Annotated in this window: 19 protein-coding genes; 3 read left to right on the plus strand and 16 right to left on the minus strand. The window is 64.9% G+C overall.

Annotated elements, in window-relative coordinates; translation table 11 throughout:
- Window positions 1-223 precede the first annotated feature (223 nt).
- The 10 genes from E4K65_RS01445 to oxlT (E4K65_RS01495) all read right to left on the minus strand — a co-directional run bounded on the left by E4K65_RS01445 (window position 224) and on the right by oxlT (E4K65_RS01495) (window position 12068).
- Complete coding sequence (locus E4K65_RS01445) at window positions 224-1597, minus strand: cation-efflux pump (protein WP_135172583.1); 1374 nt, start codon at window positions 1595-1597, stop codon at window positions 224-226.
- Window positions 1598-1860: 263 nt separating this feature from the next.
- Window positions 1861-2829 (minus strand): zinc-binding dehydrogenase, encoded by a 969-nt coding sequence (locus E4K65_RS01450; RefSeq protein ID WP_135172584.1) that lies wholly within the window; start codon window positions 2827-2829, stop codon window positions 1861-1863.
- Between the two features lie 206 nt (window positions 2830-3035).
- Complete coding sequence (locus E4K65_RS01455; RefSeq protein WP_135172585.1) at window positions 3036-4031, minus strand: NAD(P)H-dependent flavin oxidoreductase; 996 nt, start codon at window positions 4029-4031, stop codon at window positions 3036-3038.
- 1255 nt (window positions 4032-5286) lie between these two features.
- The gene (locus tag E4K65_RS01465) at window positions 5287-5934 is read right to left on the minus strand and encodes a hypothetical protein (protein ID WP_135172587.1); all 648 of its coding nucleotides are present in this window, start codon (window positions 5932-5934) and stop codon (window positions 5287-5289) included.
- 58 nt (window positions 5935-5992) lie between these two features.
- Complete coding sequence (locus E4K65_RS01470) at window positions 5993-6196, minus strand: hypothetical protein (protein ID WP_135172588.1); 204 nt, start codon at window positions 6194-6196, stop codon at window positions 5993-5995.
- Between the two features lie 260 nt (window positions 6197-6456).
- Complete coding sequence (locus E4K65_RS01475) at window positions 6457-7863, minus strand: hypothetical protein (protein WP_167770435.1); 1407 nt, start codon at window positions 7861-7863, stop codon at window positions 6457-6459.
- Between the two features lie 346 nt (window positions 7864-8209).
- Window positions 8210-8983: a fumarylacetoacetate hydrolase family protein gene (locus tag E4K65_RS01480; protein WP_167770436.1), complete on the minus strand. Its 774-nt coding sequence runs from the start codon at window positions 8981-8983 to the stop codon at window positions 8210-8212.
- Window positions 8984-8994: 11 nt separating this feature from the next.
- The gene (locus tag E4K65_RS01485) at window positions 8995-10014 is read right to left on the minus strand and encodes a 2-dehydropantoate 2-reductase (RefSeq protein ID WP_135172591.1); all 1020 of its coding nucleotides are present in this window, start codon (window positions 10012-10014) and stop codon (window positions 8995-8997) included.
- A gap of 101 nt (window positions 10015-10115) precedes the next feature.
- Window positions 10116-10544, minus strand: a complete 429-nt coding sequence (locus E4K65_RS01490; RefSeq protein ID WP_135172592.1) for a CBS domain-containing protein — start codon at window positions 10542-10544, stop codon at window positions 10116-10118.
- 201 nt (window positions 10545-10745) lie between these two features.
- Window positions 10746-12068, minus strand: a complete 1323-nt coding sequence (gene oxlT, locus E4K65_RS01495) for an oxalate/formate MFS antiporter (RefSeq protein ID WP_135172593.1) — start codon at window positions 12066-12068, stop codon at window positions 10746-10748.
- Between oxlT (E4K65_RS01495) and E4K65_RS01500 the strand changes: the two genes are divergently transcribed.
- Window positions 12055-12291, plus strand: a complete 237-nt coding sequence (locus E4K65_RS01500) for a hypothetical protein (RefSeq protein WP_135172594.1) — start codon at window positions 12055-12057, stop codon at window positions 12289-12291. The two genes, oxlT (E4K65_RS01495) and E4K65_RS01500, sit on opposite strands and share 14 nt — an antisense overlap.
- Before the next feature lie 39 nt (window positions 12292-12330).
- On the opposite strand, the gene oxlT (E4K65_RS01505) is transcribed toward E4K65_RS01500, so the two are convergent.
- Together oxlT (E4K65_RS01505) and E4K65_RS46855 are read right to left on the minus strand one after the other, a co-directional pair.
- Window positions 12331-13617, minus strand: coding sequence for an oxalate/formate MFS antiporter (gene oxlT, locus E4K65_RS01505; RefSeq protein WP_027546342.1), 1287 nt, complete (start codon window positions 13615-13617; stop codon window positions 12331-12333).
- Between the two features lie 246 nt (window positions 13618-13863).
- Window positions 13864-14001 (minus strand): hypothetical protein, encoded by a 138-nt coding sequence (locus tag E4K65_RS46855; protein ID WP_167770437.1) that lies wholly within the window; start codon window positions 13999-14001, stop codon window positions 13864-13866.
- A 290-nt stretch (window positions 14002-14291) separates the two neighbouring features.
- Between E4K65_RS46855 and E4K65_RS01515 the strand changes: the two genes are divergently transcribed.
- Entirely contained in the window at window positions 14292-15623 is a 1332-nt protein-coding gene (locus E4K65_RS01515) for an Hsp70 family protein (RefSeq protein WP_135172595.1), read from the plus strand.
- 227 nt (window positions 15624-15850) lie between these two features.
- Here E4K65_RS01515 and E4K65_RS01520 read toward each other — a convergent pair whose 3' ends face one another.
- The 3 genes from E4K65_RS01520 to E4K65_RS01530 form a co-directional block, all read right to left on the minus strand.
- Window positions 15851-16294 carry an SRPBCC family protein gene (locus E4K65_RS01520; protein ID WP_135172596.1) on the minus strand — a complete coding sequence of 148 codons (444 nt, stop codon included), beginning with the start codon at window positions 16292-16294 and terminating at the stop codon, window positions 15851-15853.
- A gap of 113 nt (window positions 16295-16407) precedes the next feature.
- Window positions 16408-17412: an NADP-dependent oxidoreductase gene (locus E4K65_RS01525; protein WP_135172597.1), complete on the minus strand. Its 1005-nt coding sequence runs from the start codon at window positions 17410-17412 to the stop codon at window positions 16408-16410.
- Between the two features lie 68 nt (window positions 17413-17480).
- Complete coding sequence (locus E4K65_RS01530) at window positions 17481-18335, minus strand: oxidoreductase (protein WP_135172598.1); 855 nt, start codon at window positions 18333-18335, stop codon at window positions 17481-17483.
- A gap of 170 nt (window positions 18336-18505) precedes the next feature.
- Between E4K65_RS01530 and E4K65_RS01535 the strand changes: the two genes are divergently transcribed.
- Window positions 18506-19057, plus strand: coding sequence for a TetR/AcrR family transcriptional regulator (locus E4K65_RS01535; protein ID WP_135172599.1), 552 nt, complete (start codon window positions 18506-18508; stop codon window positions 19055-19057).
- A 12-nt stretch (window positions 19058-19069) separates the two neighbouring features.
- Here E4K65_RS01535 and E4K65_RS01540 read toward each other — a convergent pair whose 3' ends face one another.
- Window positions 19070-19759, minus strand: a complete 690-nt coding sequence (locus E4K65_RS01540) for a hypothetical protein (protein WP_135172600.1) — start codon at window positions 19757-19759, stop codon at window positions 19070-19072.
- Window positions 19760-19874: the final 115 nt, after the last annotated feature.

The raw sequence follows: 19874 nt of genomic DNA on the forward strand, positions 1-19874 counted from the left end.
TCGGCCCCCTGGAAAACTTGCTTGCAACTTGAGTTCGGAAGCAGCCCCACATCGCTTCCGAATCACACCGATTTGAATCCAGTTTTGCCGGGCTGTCGAGAGTCAACGAATCGTTAACGCGAATTTATTCTTATCCAACGCGCAGTTTGCGCGTCGCGTGCCCGCAAACTCACGTGCGCAGCGAGTCCGAAACGGGAACGTGTGACTCCGCGCGCATTCTGCGTCACGCGCGCGGCGGCTCGGCGTGGCTGATCACGCGCTTCACGCTCGGGAACGCGCGGCGCAACGCGCGCTCGATCGCGTCGACATGCTCGTGCACCTTGATCACGCTCATCGACGGCGTGGCGCGGCAGTGGAAGTTGACGATCTCGCCGGCATCGGTGTTGCGAACGCGCACATTGTGGATGTCGTGGATCTCGCTGCCGGCGGCATATTCGGTGAGTGCGGCGGCGATGGTCCGCACCCGTTCCGGCGCGGCATCGACGCCGAACGGCAGTTCCGGTTCCAAGGGCTCGATATGGACGTCGACCTCGACGTCGGCGCCGAACTCCTCCTGGATGTTCCGCTCCAGCGTGTTGGCGACGTCATGGGCGGCGTCGAGCCGCATCCCGGCGTCGACCTCGAGGTCGATGCTGACGATCAGCTTGGCGCCGAGGTCGTGCACCGTGACGTGGTGGATCGCGAGGCTCGAATTCCGGGCGATCACCATGATGCGGTCGCGTACGGTCTCATTGTCGCGGGCGACGGGGACCGGGGTGAAGGTGAGGTCGGCATCGCCGAACGCCTTGTCGACGGCGGCCTGCACCTTGCGCTTGATCTCCTCGACGCGGTCGATCGGATAGGTCCGCGGCACCTTTGCGATGGTGTCGATGAAGGTGGTCGCGCCGACCATGCGCACGCGCAGCCGCTCGACGCCGATGACGCCGGGCACGCTGCGGATCGCGGCCGTGGCCTTCGCCTGCGCACCCTCCGGCGCGCGGTCGACCAGCGTCTGCACGGTCGAGCCGGCCATGCGCAGGCCGAGCGCGGCGATCATCACCGCGACCGCCGCGGCGGCCGCCGCGTCGCCCCACCAGAAGCCGAGAGCGGCGAGGATCAGGCCCACGATCACGGCGAAGGAGCCCATGACGTCGGAGGCGAAATGCAGCGCGTCGGCGGCGAGCGCCTGGCTGCGCGTTTCCCGCGCGGCGCGGTGCAGGGCGCGGGCGCGCCACAGGTTGACGACGATGTCGATCACCAGCACCACGAACGGCACGGCCGAAATGGTCGGCGGCGGGGTTCCCTCGCGCAGCCGGCTGTAGGACTCGACCAGGATGCCGCCGGCGAGCACGTAGAGCAGGGCGGTGACGCCGAGCGCGGAGATGCTCTCCAGCTTGCCGTGGCCGTAATGGTGCTCGTCGTCGGCCGGCTTGTCGGACACCCGCACCACCGCCCAGGTGATGATGGTCGCGATCAGGTCGACCGAGGAGTGCAGCGCTTCCGAGATCAGCGCGAGCGAGCCGATGGCCACGCCGACCACGAACTTGGCCGCCGCCATGCCGCCGCTGGCGAAGATCGAGATGGCCGCGACCGAGGTTTTGCTGTGCTGTGCGCTCATGGCCGGGGATTTAGCAGCCTAGGGCTGAACATCAAGCGATGATCCACAGCTGTAGTCGCAAGTGAGTTGCAGGAGCGAAGCTATTGCGAATGCTTCCGAATTGAATGCTCGCTGATGCTGCTTGCTCCGTCATGCCCGGGCTTGTCCCGAGCATCCACGTTCTTCGTGCCGGGCGGTAAAGACGTGGATGGCCGGGTCATTTTGGCAAAGAGGCGCTTCGCGCTTTTGCCCGGCCATGACGAGTGGAGAGAGCTCGGCAACCCTCACAACGTCACAACAATCTTCCCCAGATGCTTGTTCGCCTCCATGTGCTCGAACGCCTTGTCGATGTCGGCGAATGCAAACACCTTGTCGATCGGCAGTTGCAGCTTTCGCGATTCCACCGCGCCCCAGATGTCCTTGCGGACCTCCTCGAAGATCTCGCGGACCTCCTCGACGGTGCGGGTGCGGAAGGTGACGCCGACATAGTCGATGCGGCGCGCGGCGTGCAGGTCGAAGTTGAAATCGGCGTGGGTGCCGCCGAGCCGGCCGACATTGACGATGCGGCCCTTGATCCTGGTGGCGGCGAGGTTCTGGTTGGCGAGCTTGCCGGAGACCTGGTCGACGATGAGATCGACGCCTTCGCCGCTCGTCGCCTTCAGCACCTCCTCGACCCATTTGGGATCGGAGGAGTCGACGGCGAGGTCGGCGCCGTACTCCGTCAGCCGGCCGCGCCGATAGGCGTCGGTCGACGAGCCGATCACCAGCCCTGCGCCCTTGAGCTTGGCGATCTGCATCGCCATCAGGCCGACGCCGGAGCTGGCGCCCTGGATCAGCACGCTCTGGCCAGCCTGCACGCCGCCGACGGTGACGACCGCGTTGTGCATGGTGGCGAGCGCGACGGGCAGGGTGGCGGCCTCCTCGAAATTCATGTTCGACGGTGCGCGGAACAGCCGGCCGTGATCGGCCAGCGTGTACTCGGCAAATGCCGCACCGCCCGAGCCCATGATGCGGTCGCCGACCTTCACGCCCTTGGCATCCGGTCCGAGCTCGGCGACCTCGCCGGCCCATTCCATGCCGAGCACGGTGCCGACCCCGCCGGCCGCACCATGGGCGTGACCCTTGCGCATGCCGGTGTCGGCGCGGTTCAGCCCGCAGGCACGGACGCGGACGAGCACTTGTGTGCCTTTAGGCTTTGGTTGAGCGACGTCGGAAATGCGAGCGCCTTCAGGGCCGTAGACGTAAGCTTTCATGAATTGCTCGATGGCGTTTGAGGAACTGGTTTAACCGGACGTCGGACTCTTCGCCTCTCCCCGCTTGCAGGGAGCGGCCGGAATTTGCAGAGCAAATTCCGGGTGAGGGGGAGTCTCCGCGAGTCCAACTCTCACCGTCCTCGCGGAGACTCCCCCTCACCCCAACCCTCTCCCGCAAGCGGGGCGAGGGAGCATACCTTCGGCGATCATTCGGCCGCCTGCGCCGTCGGGCGTGCGATCATGGCTTCGAGCCGGCCGCGAATGATGGCTTCGGCTTCGCGCACGATGCGGGAGATGAGCTCGGCGCAGCTCGGGATGTCCTGGATCAGGCCCTGGACCTGGCCGGCCGACCAGATGCCTTCGTCGGAGTTGCCGGTGGCATAGACCATCTTGCCGCGGGCACCGGCGACGAGCTCGCGGATGTCCTCGAACTTGGCGCCTTCCTTCTCCATGGCGACGACCTTGGTCGAGACCGCGTTCCTGGCGACGCGCGAGGTGTTGCGCATGGTGCGGAAGATCAGCTCGGTCTCGCGCTCGTCATTGGCGACGATCTTCTCCTTGATGGACTGGTGGATCGGGCTCTCCCTGGTGGCCATGAAGCGGGTGCCCATGTTGATGCCCTCGGCGCCGAGCGCCAGCGCCGCGACGAGGCCGCGCGCGTCGGCAAAGCCGCCGGACGCGATCATCGGGATCTTGATCTTGTTGGCGGCGGCCGGGATCAGGATCAGTCCGGGCGTGTCGTCCTCGCCGGGGTGGCCGGCGCATTCGAACCCGTCGATCGAGATGGCGTCGACGCCCATGCGCTCGGCCGAGAGCGCGTGGCGGACGCTGGTGCATTTGTGCACGACCTTGACACCGTGCTTCCTGAACTCGTCGACATGCTCCTGCGGCTTGTTGCCGGCGGTCTCGACCACCGTGATGCCGGCCTCGATGATGGCGGAGCGATATTCGGCGTAGGGCGGCGGCTTGATCGCGGGCAGGATGGTGAGATTGACGCCGAACGGCTTGTCGGTGAGGTCGCGGCAGCGCGCGATCTCCTTGGTCAGGTCCTCCGGCGTCGGCTGGGTCAGCGCGGTGATGAAGCCGAGCGCGCCGGCGTTGGCGACGGCCGCGACCAACTCGGCGCGCCCGACCCATTGCATGCCGCCCTGGACGATCGGGTGCTCGACGCCGACGAGTTTGGTGAACCGTGTCTGCAACATGATGCGTTTCCCCGCCTGCGCGGCAGGCCCTATTATTGGTTGATGGCGGCAGGATGCCGCCCGGGTCGGCAAAAGTCTATTGCGCCGGCGTGCGGTGAGGGCGGGGCGATCATGCGGGAGGCGGGGGGATTCCGTGGCGCGGATAATTGGGTGCCCTTCGGGACGACGTCGAGGCGATTTTGAGTTCCGCTGCTTCAACGAACTCGTCATTGCGAGCGCAGCGAAGCAATCCAGAGTCCCTCCGCGGAAAGATTCTGGATTGCTTCGCTGCGCTCGCAATGACGGAGAGTGGAGCGCCGGCGTCATCCCTTGAACTCGCATTTCCATCGCAAGACACACCTTCGCCTTCTCGCGGCATCTTCCGCCCGAGCTTTGCTTCGTCCGCGTCGCCCTTGTCGAGACAAGGGCGCAGGGAAGGCCGGGCGCCGGCTGGCACCCGCAGGTCCGTGCGCTACAAAAGATGCACACGGGGTGGACCACAGGTTTCGCCGGATCGCCCGGCCTTCCCTGCGCGAATGGTTTTAACGGTGTCCTTCGTGCTCTCCCCGGGGAGCGATGCACTATTGCCCCCGTCGCCTCGCGGATGGCTGATGTGCGCGTCCGGTCGGGCAACGCACATCACCACGAGACTTGACGCACAGACCCCGGGCGTCAGGACCACACGACTTCGCCGTCCGCGCACGTCCTCGCTGGGACTTCGAGGGCTGGCGTGTGCTCGCACCCGAAGCCATGCGAAGACGCTGTCGGCGCCGTGTCGTTCGCGCGAAGGCAATTGCTCACGGTTTCCCGCCCTGCAATGCCGCTCGCGCCCGACGCCGTCGCGTCCATCGCTGCCCGGCCCGCGGTTCGTGACGATCGCGATCCGCCCCTTGTCTCGGGCCAGGGTATCCAGGGTGTACGCGAAATCCGAATTTCGGTAAAGTGGAATATATTTGCGGCGGAGGATTGACAGGCGAGGCGGGAGATTTGTGCGGGGTGTTTTGCCCGACGGGCGAGGCGCCGCTCCACCCAATGCCGTCATGCCCCGGCTTGACCGGGGCATCCAGTACGCCGCGGCGTCTCTGGATCACATCGCTGTCTCTGGAATACTGGATTGCCCGCCTGCGCGGGCAATGACCGCGAGGGGATGGCAAGGCCGGAGTGTTCGTGAGATCTCGTAGCCCGGATGGAGCGCAGCGTAATCCGGGGCGGTCGTGTAATGCGGCGATAGCGGTCCCGGATTTCGCTGCGCTCCATCCGGGCTACGGGAAGGGCGCTACTCCGCCGACAGCCGCACCATCTGGCGGCCGCCGTTCATGTCTTTCAGGCTGTTGACGAAGTTCTCCGGGCGCTGCCAGCGATAGGGAACCTTCAAGCCCATGAACTCGGCGATGTCGCCGATGAAGCCGGTGCAGTTGGTGGTCTCGGCGTTCCAGACCGGCGAGCTCGCCTGCAATTTCTTGATGTAGGCGAACACGCGCTTGGCGTCGGCTTCGTTCAGATAGACGCGATAGCTCGCCGTCAGATATTCCGGATCGAGATCGCCGTAGCTCGCGCCGGTCTCGGACGGCACAAAGGTGAGGTGACCGAGCACGTAAGCAAGGGTGTCGCCGGCGGGCGTCAGGCCTGCGACCTCGACGGCGCGCTCGCTGGTCTTGCCGTACCAGACGAAGGCGTGGCCCCAGCTCGCCGCCGTCCGGGCGCGGAAGTCGACGTAGTAGGGGCCTTTCTCCGCACGCGCGACGGGCCGCCGCGACTGCGGCGCCGGTCGCGATGCGGTGTCGGTCGTCGCAAGCGCATTGGCATCGGCCATGCGCTTGTTCGCTTCGTGGGCCGAAGCCGAGGGCGTCGTGCACGCGATCATCGCCGCAAGCGCGAACCCCGCAAGGATGCAGGATCCCGATCGATCAGGTTTGTTCGTCACGCTGTGCCCCCTCGGCTGTCGGCCGCTTACGCAGATGCTGCGCGTTTGTCGCTACGCGTCAGTAACGCGCTGCGACCGGGCCGGGCGCCTTGCCGATCGGGGCCTTGCCAACCGGGCTCTTGCCAATCGGCATTTTGCCGATCGGCGCCTGCTCCGCCGGATAGACAGGCACGGGCTGCCGGCGCGGCAGATCGGCAGCGTTCGCAGCCGTCACCAGAGCAAGCGTCGCACCCAGAACAATTGCAATCTTCTTCACAGTCATACCCCTAGAAGGTTTGGTCCAAACACGGCAGTGCCGTGCCCCCAGACACACCTCACAGAAGGGCGGCCGAATGCGTCCAAGTTGCGGCGCGCGCGGGACATGTTGGCGGCATATATCGGGCGCGCGCAGATGTGATGTGTGTCTGGATGTTTCGTCGGTTCGCGGCGGAGAGTATTCGTAGCCCGGATGAGCGCAGCGACACCCGGGACGGTCGTCTCCGGATGTCGCTTTCGCTCATCCGGGCTACCGGCGGTCCGTTCTCACCCGATCCGGTTCAGGCTGTTCCTGATCGTCGAGAAGATGCCGCCGATGTCCTTGCGCAAGGCATCGAGGGCGTTGAAATTGTCGAAGATGCGGGCGAGGCGGTCTTCGACCTCGCGCTTGCTCTTGGTCAGCGCGTCGACGCGTGAGGCGAGGGGCACGCCGCCGTTCGCCTCGATCTCGCCGACGGTCCTGGCGAGCAGGTCGCGGGTGGTGCCGACCTCGGTGATCAGCGCCTCGATGCCGAACACCGGGGCCTTCAGCGGGACGAGGTCAGCCTGCGACTTCGACAACTCCGTCTTGAAGGCGTTCAGCGTCGCCAGCGTCTCCTGCAAGGCGCCGAGGCGCTGGCGCGACTGGATGACGAAATCGTTCAGCGCGTTCTGGCGGTCGACGAGGGTCTTGCCGTCGGCGTCGGTCTCGACATCCGCGAGCGAGCGTTCCAGCTGGGCCTGGCGCTGGCCGAGCTCCTCGAAATCGAGGCGGATCGCCTTGAGGATGTTGAAACTGTCGTCGATGCGCGCCAGGCGCTGCTCGATCTCGATCTTGTTCTTCGACAGCGCCTCGACCCGCGTGCCGAGCGGCGCTTCGCCGCCGGTCTCGAGCTCGTCGATGCTCTTGGCGAGGCGGTCATGGCTGAGGCCGAGCTCGCTGATCACCGCGTTGATGCCGGCGTCCGACGACCGCAACGGAACCAGCTCGGCGTGGGATTTCGCCAGATCTTCCTTGTACTGGTTCAGGGTCGCGAAAATGTCCTGGACCGTGTTCACCCGCGAGAGCAGCGCCGAGACGTCGCGCGCGATGTCCTTGAGCCGGTCGGCGAGGTTGTTCTTGCGGTCGTCGGTCTCGAGGTCGTGGAGCGACCGTTCGAGCTGGTTCTGGCGGTCGCGGATCTCGGTGAAAACCGGTTCGACCGCGCGGCGCTGCTCGGCGACCTTGCCGACCATCTCGCGCAGGCCTTGCTGGCGGCGGCGGATCTCGGCGAGCTGGTCGTGCATGTCGGTGGATTCGTTGCGGCCCTGCTGCAGCCGCGCGCGCTGCTCGGTCTCGCCCAGCTTGTCGTGGAGGGCGGAGACGGCTTTCCTTGGGTCGCTCTCGATCAGGTGCTGGACGGTGGCGTCGAGGTGGTTTTGCAGGGCGTGAGCGGCGACAACGTCCTCGCGGGTCTTCTTCAGGCGGTCGCGCAGCGTGCCCAGACGCCGGTCCTGACGCGAGAGCCGCCAGGCGGTTGCGCCGATCAGCGCCAGCGCCACGGCCGGGAGCGCGCCGGTCGCGATGCGCTGAGGCATGGGGAGGCCCGCCAACAGGGCGGGCAAGTGGGTGAGGTCGTAACCAAACGCCTGCTGGGCGAGAAGCGCGATGGCAGCTAGCAGGACAAACCAGGCAACCAGGAAAAACAGCCACATCGCGACGTCCTCAAGCCGGGACACATTCTCGCCATAGTTGCTATGGGAGAGCGGAACCGAGATCAAGGGGCGCGCGGGTTGTCGGAGGTTTCCGATAGCGCGACCTGTGGACGGCGGCGTCAGCCGATCGGTGGAAGGCGCGGAAGGTTGCCGGATTTTCCCTAGGTGGGCGCTGGCCAGTCCTCAGTCGTCATTCCGGGGCGGCGCGTAGCGCCAAGTCCGGAATCCATAGCCACAAGCAGCGGTTGTGGAGCGAGATCGACGTGGCGCCTAATCCCTCACCCAAATTGCATTCGTGGTTATGGATTCCGGGCTCGCGCTACGCGCGCCCCGGAATGACGGAAGGCTACAGCCGAAACTCGTTGGTCAATTCGCCAATGCCGTCGATCGCGACGGTCACGGTGTTCACCGGCTCCTTCATCACGCCGACGCCGACGGAGGTGCCGACGGCGATGAGGTCGCCGGGGAGCAGGGTCATGTCGTGGGAGATCCTGCTCACCAGTTCCTGCGCGGTGAAGATCATGTCCGAGATCGGATAGTTCTGCCGCTCCGCGCCGTTGAGGATGGTACGGACCACCAGTTTTGCCGGATCGAGGCCGGTCGCGATGACGGGGCCGAACGGGCCGTAGTCGTCGATGCCCTTGGCGCGCGCCCATTGCGGGAAGGTGGGATCGCGGGTCAGGATGTCGTTGGCGGTGATGTCGTTGACGCAGGTGTAGCCGAAGATGAAGTGGTCTGCTTCCGCGGGCGAGACGCGGGCGCAGGTCCTGCCGATGACGATGCCGAGCTCGCCCTCATAGGTGGTCTTGCCGTCGTAGTAAGATGGACGGCGGATCACCGCGCCCGGTGTCGTGATCGTGGTGGTGGCCTTCAGCAGATAGAGCGGCTCCGGCGGCTCGGGCTGATTCAGCTTGGCCGCGAGCGCGTGGAAATTATTCCAGAGCGCGACGATCTTGCTGGGCGTGCAGGGCGCGAGCAACTCGACCTCCGACAGCGCCAGCGTCCTGCCGGTGGCGGCATGGCGACCGAACATCTCGCCCTCGTGCACGCTGATGCCTGAGGACGTCAGGGTGCCGAAGCCGGTTGCACCGCTATGGCGGTAGCGCAGCCATTGTTTCATCTCGCCAGCCATCACGCCACCGCCAGCGCGCGGGGATCGGTCGACGCTGAGACGCCGTCATAGAGCCCGGCGATGCGGGCGCGCTGGGTCACCATTGCCAGCACCGAGTCGAGCGCGGGCGTGGCGATCCCGGTGAGGCGGCCCATCTCCTGCACCACGGTGACGAGCGGGTCGATCTCCATCGGGCGGCCGCGCTCGAGGTCCTGGAGCATCGAGGTCTTGTGCGCCCCGACCTTGCGGGCGCCCTCGATGCGGCGCTCGACATCGACGCGGAATTTGACGCCGAAGGTCTCGGCGATGCCTTGCGTCTCCACCATGATCGCGCGCGACAGCGCGCGCGTGGCCGGATCGGTGCAGATCACGTCGAGCGTCGCATGGGTGAGCGCGCTGATCGGGTTGAAGCAGACATTGCCCCAGAGCTTGAGCCAGATCTCGTCGCGGATGCGGTCGAGCACCGGCGCCTTCAGGCTGGCCGCGACGAACAGGTCGGCGAGGCGCTGCACGTCGCCCGTGATTTCGCCGGAGGGCTCGCCGAGCGGGAAATTGTTGCCGTAGACGTGGCGGATCACGCCGGGCGCCTCGATCTCGGTGGCGGGATAGACGATGCAGCCGATGGCGCGCTCGGCGCCGATCTCGCGCCACTGCCGTCCGCCGGGGTCGATGCTCTCCAGCGTCGAATTCTCGTAATCGCCGCCGTGCTTGTAGAAGTACCAATAGGGGATGCCGTTGACCGCGGTGACGATGCGGGTGTGCGGGCCCAGGAGCGGCTGCATCTTCTCGATCACGCCGGTGATCGAATGCGCCTTCAGCGTGATGATGATGTAGTCCTGCACGCCGAGCTCGGCGGGATTGTCGGTGCAGCGCGGATGCACGGTGTGCTTCTCCTCGCCCGCGAGCAGCGTCAGGCCGCGCTCACGCATCGCGGCGAGGTGCGCGCCGCGTGCGACCAGGCTGACGTCGGCGCCAGCGCGCGCGAGCTGAACCCCGAGATATCCGCCGATTGCGCCGGCGCCGTAGATACAGATCTTCATGAAATCCTCGCGGGTGACCGGAATTTCGGGACGAAAGATCCGGTCCGGCGCGGAAAGATCCGAGCCGGGGCCGGTAGTCGCAGGGGAAGGGGCGTGGCGCTTTAAGCTGCTGCTTGCGGCGTGCCGTTGATCGCCTCGTCAACGGCAGCGGCGATGTCGCGCATGCTGATGACGGAGACGAGGCTGTAATCGTCGATCACGGGCAGGTGGCGGATGTGATGACGGTTCATCAGATGGCGCACGTGCTCGATCGTATCGCCCGAGGTGCAGGAGACGAGCTGCTGCACCGAGACGAGCTGCGAGACCTTGACGTTGACGGCGTTCGCGCCGTGCTCGGCAACGGCGCGCACCACGTCACGCTCGGTGAACATGCCGACCGCGGTGTTGCCCTCGGAGCGGACCACGTCCTTCACCACGAGGGCGCTGATGTTGTTGGCGCGCATCAGCTTGGCGGCGATACCCACCGTTTCGTTCATTCGCACCGTGACAACGCGCGGCGTCTTCTTGCGCAGAATGTCTCCGACCAGCATTGCAACCTCCCTAGGTGAATGACGAGGTAAGTGTGGTATACATAATGCCAATCGTCAAGCGATGGATTTGGCGGATCCGAAAAATCTTGCGACAGCATTATTGACGTTTGCGGTGCCTCCGGCGTCGGCCAAAAGAACCTTGGCCAAAAAGAAAGGGGCGCATTCTGCGCCCCTTTTCAACCGTGCAAAGTGTGTGGCTTGTCACGCCGTCTCGGTCTTGGCGCTGCCCGACGCGGTGCCGGTGCTCTCGGCTTCCTTGCCGAGGATGAAGGAGCGGCGCAGCGGCTTGATCACGAACAATGCCATCAGTGCGGCCGTTGCATTCAGCGCCACCGCCACCACGAACACGGCCTTCCAGCCATACGCCGCCGAGATCACGCTGGCGAGCGGGACGAGCAGGGAGGCGGTGCCCTTCGCGGTGTAGAGCATGCCGTTGTTGGTGGTCGCGAACTTCGAGCCGAAGGTGTCGCCGCAGGTTGCGGGGAACAGCGAGTAGATTTCGCCGAACACGCCGAAATAGACCGCGGTCGCGAGCACGAAGACGACAGGCACGTGTCCGTAGGCCGACAGCGTGAGCAGCATCACTGCCGCCGTGCCGAAGGCGATGAACATGGTGTGCTCGCGGCCGATCGTGTCGGAGACCCAGCCGAAGAAGGGACGTCCGAAGCCGTCGAAGATGCGGTCGAGCGAGATCGCGAAGGTCAGCGCCGCCATCTGGAAGCCGGCGAGCGTCACCGGCGTGTCGGCGATCTTGAAGTCGTGTGCGATCGGGCCGATCTGCGCCGCGGTCATCAGGCCGCCGGACGCGACCATGACGAAGACGAGGTACATCACCCAGAAAATAGGGGTGCGCAGCACTTGCGGCGGGGTGAAGTCGATCTTGGTCTGCGGCAGATTGAGCTGCTTCTTCTTCGGCGGGATCGAGAGCCGCGGCGGCTGGATGAAGAAGGCGAGCACGAAGACGATCAGGCCCTGGCCGATGCCGAAGGTGAAGAACGCGCTCTGATAGCCGCTCGCGGCGATCATGGTCGCGATCGGCACGATGGTGAGCGCGGCGCCCGCGCCGAAGCCGGCGGCCGTCGCGCCGGCGGCAAGGCCGCGGCGGTCGGGAAACCATTTCAGCGCGTTGCCGACGCAGGTGCCGTAGACGGCGCCCGCGCCCATGCCGCCGACGATCGCGGCCGCATAGAGCAGGGTGAGCGAGTCGGCGTAGGAGTTGAGCACCCAGGACAGCGCGATCATCACGCCGCCGAACATGATGACGATGCGCGGGCCGTATTTGTCGACGAACCAGGCCTCGACCGGCACCAGCCAGGTCTCGGTGACGACGAAGATGGTGAAAGCGAGCTGGATCGCGGCGCGTCCCCAATGGTGGGCCGCATCGATCGGATCGACGAACAGCGTCCAGCCGTATTGCAGGTTGGCGATCATCGCCATGCAGACGATGCCCATGGCGAGTTGGAACCAACGGAAACCGGTGCGAAGAGGCGCGGCTGTGACGGCGCCGTCCGTGCTGGAAATCATCAAGAACCTCCCAACGCGCCTGATTGATTGCGACCTGGGATTGCAAGATGACCCAGTGTCGCAAATATTGTGGCTTATCGTCGCAAGCGCGGCGGGGACATTGGTATACCATATTCCAGAAGGCAAGCCCAATCTTGTGACGCAGCGCAAGAAAAGTGCGCGTTCCCTTCAGGTCAGCGGTAGCCAAGGCGGGTTCTGCAAAAACGAAAACGCCCGGCCATGAGGCCGGGCGTCCTGTCGGAATGCAGTGTGGCGAGGCGCGTCAGGCGGTCGACTTCGCGACCACAACCTTGCGCCAGGGCTTGAGCACCGCGATCGCGAGCAGCGAAGCCAGGATGTTGGCGCCGGCCGCGATGATGAACACGCTGTCCCAGGTTCCCGACGACTGCTGCATGTAATTGGCGATCGGAACCAGCAGCGCGGCCGTGCCCTTTGCGGTGTAGAGCAGGCCCGCATTGGTGGTCGCGAACTTGGCGCCGAACGTGTCGGTGCAGGTCGAGGGGAACAGCGAGTAGATCTCACCCCAGGCGAAGAACACGAAGCCCGAGAGCAGCACGAACCAGATGGGATCGTGGCCCCAGAGGTAGAGCATCCAGATGCCGAAACCTTCCATGCCGAAGGCGATGAACATCGTGTTCTCGCGGCCGATCATGTCTGAGATCCAGCCGAAGAACGGACGCGTCAGGCCGTTGAGCACGCGGTCGATCGTGGCTGCAAACGTCACAGCGGTCATCGTCACCGCCATCAGCGTCACCGGAACGCTGTCGACCTTCCAGTCAACCGCGATGGGCTTCAGGTTGGCCGTCACCATCAGGCCGCCGGCGCCGACGATCACGAACATGAAATACATCAGCCAGAAGATCGGCTGGCGCAGCACCTCTGTCGGCTGGTAGTTGCGACGCGTCTGCACCAGCGCGGCGTTCGCCACCACGGTCGGCACCTGGCCGGCCTTCGGCGCCAGCAGGAAGAAGGCGAGGATGCAGATGATGATGCCTTGTCCGAGGCCGAAATACAGGAAGGTGGTCTGGAAGCCACTGTCCTTGATCATGGCCTGGATCGGCGCGACGGTCAGCGCGGAGCCTGCACCGAAGCCGGCCGCCGTGATGCCCGCAGCGAGACCTCGCTTGTCGGGAAACCACTTCAGCGCGTTGCCGACGCAGGTGCCATAGACGCCGCCCGCGCCAATGCCCGCGATGATCATGCCGAGATAGTAGCCGTTGAGCGTGGTGGCCTGTGCGTTGATCGCCCAGCCCATGGCGCAGAGCACGCCGCCGACCAGCACGACGATGCGCGGACCGTATTTGTCCACGAACCAGCCTTCGATCGGCACCAGCCAGGTCTCGAACAGGACGAACAGAGTAAAGGCCCATTGGATCGACGCGCGATCCCAGCCGAATTTCTTCTGGATGTCGGGGACGAAGAATGTCCAGCCGTACTGATAGTTGGCGATCATCACCATCGCCGCTACACCGATCGCCAATTGCGCCCAGCGATACGTGTCGCTAACGCGCGCGGTTGTAGGGGCCGTTGCCTGCACCATGTCCGTCATAAAGCCTCCCGTGGCGCCTCTAATTTTCTGCGAGCGCTGGAGAGGCATTCTTGTATTCATTATGCCAAGGTTCAAGCGCTGGTCCGGTCACCGTGCGCAAATGCCGCAGCATCCTTCTCCGGCTGCGGCAGTGACTCGGGACAGCACAAATAGAAATGGCCCCGTCCTGCGGGGCCATTCATCAAAAGTAGTATGTCGACACCTGCGAAACCGGCGTGCGGCTCCCGCGGCGCAGGAAGCGCGCGCTTACAGGCCGAAACGGGGCAGGTCGCCGTTGTGATTCGAGATATCGGCGCTGGCCATCAGGAAGCGGTCGACCGCGGCCATGAAACGCGAGAACAAGGTTGAGGAGGGGGCGAGAGCGACGGAAGCGGTCTTGGACATCGGAATTCCTTTCTTGAGACGGTCAGTAGTGCTGTCTCATTTCGAAAGGGAATTTATGTATACCAGATGCCAATGTCCATGCATGCCATTGCATAGCAGCATGCGCTATCCCGCATTGCAGCATAATGATGCGTTAAAGGGGCCGTTCCGGGCTGAAAATTGCAAAACAGTCGCTGAAGCCGCGCATTGGGACGGATTTGGGCGGAATCCCTGGGGATCCGGGCCTTGGCAGGGCAGGTCAAAGTCGTTAGTGGTCTGCCCCCTTTTCCAATCAACTGTCAGAGTGGTTCATGTCGAGCGCCTCGCCCGCCGTCTCGATCGGCATCGATTTTGGGACCAGCAATACGGTCGTAGCGCTTGCGGCGGACGACCGCCGGGTCGAGGCCATCCGCTTCGATCACGGCGGACAACGCCACAGCACTTACGTCTCGGCCCTGTGCTTCTGGGAGGACCGGCCGGGAGCCGGCGCCCAGGCCGAAGGCGGCCCGTGGGCGATCGAGCAGTTTCTCGAAGGACGCCACGTCTACCGCTTCCTCCAGTCGTTCAAGACCTTCGCCGCGAGCAGCAGCTTCAACACCACGCAGGTGTTCCGGCAGCGCTTCAAGTTCGAGGATATTCTGGCGGCGTTCCTGCGGACGCTGGCGCGCCATGGCGGTGACAGGTTCGGCTTCGAGACGTCGACGATCACGGTTGGCCGCCCGGTGCGCTTTGCCGGCGGCAATCCCGACGAGGCGCTGGCGATGCAGCGCTACCGGGCCGCGTTCGAGCGCCTTGGCGCCGGCCACGCGCGCTATGTCTACGAGCCCGTGGGCGCCGCGTTCTCCTTTGCCCGCCGCCTGGAGCGCGATGCCACCGTATTGGTCGCGGATTTCGGCGGCGGCACCAGCGACTTCTCCGTGATGCGCTTCTCGCGCACGGGCGGTGCCTTGCGCGCCGAGCCGCTTGGACACGCCGGCATCGGCATTGCCGGCGACACGTTCGACTACCGCATCGTCGACCACGTCGTCTCGCCGCGGCTGGGAAAAGGCTCGAGCTTCCGCTCGTTCGACAAGGTGCTGCCGGTCCCCACCGGCCACTACACCAACCTCGCGCGCTGGCATCAGCTCGCGATGATGAAGAGCAACGGCGATCTGCGCGAGCTCCGCGAGCTGGCGCGCACCGCGCTGAAGCCGGAATTGCTCGAGGATTTCATCACCATCGTCGATCTCGACCTCGGCTTTTCGCTGTACCGCGCGGTCTCGAACGCCAAGGTCGCGCTGTCGGGGCAGGATCAGGTGGATTTCCGCTTCAAAGGCGGCGGGGTCGACATCGGCTCGACCATCACACGGAAGAATTTTGAATCCTGGATTGCGGACGATATCGCCAGGCTGGGTGCGACCGTCGACAAGGTGCTGGGCGAGGCCGGCATCACCGCGCGCGAAGTGGAAAAAGTGTTCTTGACCGGCGGGACCTCCTTCGTGCCCGCCGTCCGAAAGCTGTTCGCCGATCGGTTCGGCAACGAACGCCTGATGTCGGGCGACCAGTTCGAGTCGATCGCCTACGGCCTTGCCCTGATCGGCCACAGTCCCGATCCGGACCGCTGGACCGCGAGCGGCGGGATCGCGCCGAAGGCGGGCGCGTAGGCCGCGAGGCGACCGGGCTCGATTGCTCGCCCCGCTTGCGGACAGGCTATGTCATTTGAAGACCGTTTCTGCGGCCATCCTTCGAGACGCCCGCCTTTGGCGGGCCCTCAGGATGAGGATGGAGTGCGTGGCCGTAGTTTTAACGGGCGTCGATGCCGTTTAGCCTCATCCTGAGGAGACCGCGAAGCGGTCGTCTCGAAGGACGAGGCGCTCGCTCCGCTTTGGCCCTATTGATTGATCTCGGGCTCGACGAGCTTTGCCAGGTTTCGCAGCGATTCCTGCCAGCCGAGATAACAGGCTTCCGGCGGGATCACGTCGGGGATGCCGGCCTGCGTGATGTCCACCTCGGTGCCGACAGAAACTTTCTTCAGGATCACGGTCACCTGGATCTCGCCGGGCAGGTTGGGATCGTCGAACCTGTCGGTGTAGCGGAGACGTTCGCCGGGAACGAGCTCGAGATATTCGCCGCCGAAGGCGTGGCTGTTGCCCGTCGTGAAGTTCCGGAACGACATCTTGAACGTGCCCCCGACCTTCGGCTCGAAATGATGCACGGTGCAGGTGAAGCCGTTCGGCGGAAGCCATTTTGCCAGCGCATCGGCCTCGAGGAAGGCGCGATAGACTTTCTCGGGGCTGGTCGCGAGAACGCGGTGCAGGCGGACAGTGCTGGGCATGTTCATTCATCCTCTTGCATTGATGGACCCGGCATTAGCGTCTACGGCCCATTCATGTCCCGAGGACGACCGAGACGTCGCCGATCCGACACGACGTCCCGGATTTTCTTGCCTCACCTCATCTGTACGACGACCTTCCCCTTGGCGCGGCCCTGCTCGAGATAGGCGAGCGCCTCCTTGGCCCGGTCGAACGGGAATATCTTGTCGATCACCGGCCGGATACGCTCTGCTTCGAGGAGCTTGCCGATTTCCGCGAGCTGGCCGCCGTCCGGACGCACGAACAGGAACGAATAGGCCGCACCGCGCGTCCTGGCGCCGCGGATGATCTTGCGGCTCAGCAGCCCAAACAGGAACTTCATGACGAAGTTCATGCCGCGGGCGCGCGCGAACGCGGCATCCGGTGGGCCGACGAGCGAGACGATCGTGCTTCCGGGTTTCAGGATTCGCAGCGATTTCTCGATGGCATCGCCCCTGACCGTGCCCAGCACGGCGTCGTAGTCCGTCAGCACGTCCTCGAATTGCAGCCTCTTGTAATCGACCACCTCGTCGGCGCCGAGGCTGCGGACCAGGTCGACATTGCCCGTGCTCGTGGTCGTCCCGACCTTCGTGCCGAGATATTTTGCAAGCTGGATCGCGAAGGTGCCGATGCCGCCTGAGCCTGCGGGGATGAAGACTTTCTGGCCGGGCTTGAGATGCGCGCGCTCCTTGAGTGCCTGCCACGAGGTCAGTCCGACCATCGGGATCGAGGCTGCCTGCACGAAGTCCAGATTGGCGGGCTTGAGTGCCGCCGCGTTCTCCGGCACGCACGCGAATTCCGCGAGCGCGCCAGTGCCGCTGAGATCGAAGATGCTGGCGAAGACGGCATCGCCCGGCTTGAAGCGGGTCACCTGGCGTCCCACCTCCACCACGACGCCGGCGAGGTCGCTGCCGAGCGTTGCCGGCAGATCGAGCTTGAGAATGGGCTTGAATGTCCCTTTCGGAATCATGGTGTCGATGGGATTGAGGCCGGCGGCGTGAACCTCAACCAGGATGTCGTCCGGCTTGAGTGCAGGCCGAGGCATTTCGGTCAATGCGACCTGATCCGGCCGGCCATAACGTTTCAGGACAAGTGCTTTCATGTGTTCCTGCGTATGGGATGTTCGGAGCTGGCCGTGATGATGGCCGTCGGCGCGCCGCCGCGGCTTTTTCAGAACGCGCGCGCGCGGCCGTCGGCTGCGACGCGACCGGCATCAAGCCGCAGGTCCTTTCGAATTCCGGCATCCACCAGTCCGGCCGGCGCAAAGCGTCGAAGCAAGCGCAGACGGCCCGCAAGGCGGCCGGCCGTGTACCGGATCTTCGGGCGCGCCGCATCGGCGGCTGCGAGGACGGTATCGGCGACGACGCCGGGTGGCTCGGCCGTCGCCATCACTTCGTTCACCCGCTTGCTGACGCCGGCACGGACGTCGCGATATTCATCGAGCTTGGCATCGGGTTCGATGAAATTCGCATCGAACGGCGTCTTCGTGTAGGCGGGCTCGATGACCGAAACGCGGATGCCCCACATGCGAAGCTCGTGATCGAGCGATTCCGAATAACCTTCCACCGCGTGTTTGGTGGCGGCATAGAGCGCGCCATACGGCATCGGCAGGAAGCCGAGCACGGAGCCGATGTTGATGATGCGGCCGTGTCCCTGGCGGCGCATGTGGGGCACGACGGCGCGCGTCATTCGCACCAGCCCGAAAAAATTTGTCTCGAAGATCGACCGGGCCTGATCGAGCGAGCTCTCCTCCGCGCCGGCAGGAGCAACTCCGACGCCCGCATTGTTCACGAGCAGATCGATGCGGCCGGAGCGCCGGATCACCTCGTTGACGGCGGCGTCCACGGATTCATCGCTGGTCACGTCGAGGGACAGCATCTCGAACGATCGTTTGCCGGCCTCGGCCCCGCGACGGCTGGTGCCGTAAACCTTGTAGCCGGCTTTCGCGAGCCGCTCTGCGGTTGCCTCGCCGATGCCTGACGAGGCGCCGGTCACGAGGGCGATCTTCCCATGGGGCTCAGCCATCTCTTCTCCTGATGACGCCGGGCGGCGGAGGGCGATCACATCGCGCACGCGGGCCGGCATCGGTTCGAGGGTTCGGTCTTTTGATTACGATCGTAATCATTGCATAAAATGACGATCGTAATTATAATTGTCAAGGCTCCCCGGTTTTCCACGGGCCAAAGGTCTGCAACATGCGCATCTCGAAGGAAAAAGCGGCCGAGAACCGCGATCGCATTCTCAAGGCCGCATCCCGCCTGATGCGGGAACGCGGCATCTCAGGGGTCGGCGTGGATGCGCTGACCGAAGCCGCCGGGATGACCCACGGCAGCCTCTACAGCCAGTTCGGCTCAAAGGAGCGGCTGGTCGAGGAGGCGGTCGCCGACGCGATTGCGGCCAAAGGGCGGGAGCTGCGCGAAGACGCGACTGTCGATGACTATGTTTCCGAATATCTCTCGGCGGAGCACCGCGACGACCCGGGAAGCGGCTGCCCCTTTGCAGCCTTGTGTTGCGAGATGCGACAGCAGAGCAAAGGCGCACGCGAGCGCTTTACGGCCGGGGTGAAGGGCATGGTCGGATGGCTGAGCAGCCGGATGGATAAAGAGACGAAGCTGAAGCGGCGCGATGACCAGGCGCTCGCGACCTTATCCTCCCTGGTCGGGGCGCTCGTGCTCGCCCGGGCCGTGAACGATCCCAAGCTGTCGGACGATATTCTTCGCGCGGCCAGGAACGGGTTGGGCGGCTGACGGGGCGTTCGCCTATGTCGCGGCGACGTCCTGCGGCGTCATCGTGAACGCGAGCCGGTAGCGGCCGGTCGTCGGATTGTCCTGCGCGCCCGCGGCATGCAGCGCTGACGGCGAGAGCTGTTCGGCCACTGCACGCTCGACCACATCGGCATCATAGCCTGACAGCAGCACGATCCAGTCGGCGGCGCCGTCCCAGCCGCGGATCCTCTGTTCGGTCGTGGGTGAGCTCGTCCTGGGCGTGTCGGTCAGGAGGAGGTGGGCGCCTGTCAGCCCTGCCTTCTGTGCCATTGCGCCGAGCGCCTCCGAGAGGTGTGCCTGCAGCTGCGCCTCCTGTCCGGCCCGCGGCGAAAGCCGGATGGTCGCGAGCGAGGTCGCGACGCCGCCGCCGAAGCTCGCGGCGACACGGCATTGGCTGCGCACCATGCCGAGATGATGCGGCATCATCCTGGTCGACCACGGCGTCGGTGCGTTGAGGCGGTCCAGATATCCGCGCGACGTCAGCACTTCGTACTGCTCCAGCTCGTAGAGCACAAAGAAGCCTTCGGCGTCCGTCGTGCTGGTCCAGCGCGATCCTCTCCGGAAGCCGGGAATGCTGATCCGTTCCGGAAAATGTTCGTGCGAATGCCAGTCGCCGAATTCAGCGCGCCGCTCGGGACGGATATTCCACCACATCGCGACGGCTGCCTTGCCGAGCAGAGACATGCTGACCTCCCTGTTTTGCAGCACTTTGCCTTGACGCCAGCGCCGGGAGCAAGTCGTTCACCCTTAGCGAGTTGAAGCCACAAATTTGCTGCCGTTCTCCGGTCAGCTTGCGGCC

The sequence above is a fragment of the Bradyrhizobium niftali genome (genome assembly GCF_004571025.1).
In the GTDB taxonomy this organism is placed as follows: domain Bacteria; phylum Pseudomonadota; class Alphaproteobacteria; order Rhizobiales; family Xanthobacteraceae; genus Bradyrhizobium; species Bradyrhizobium niftali.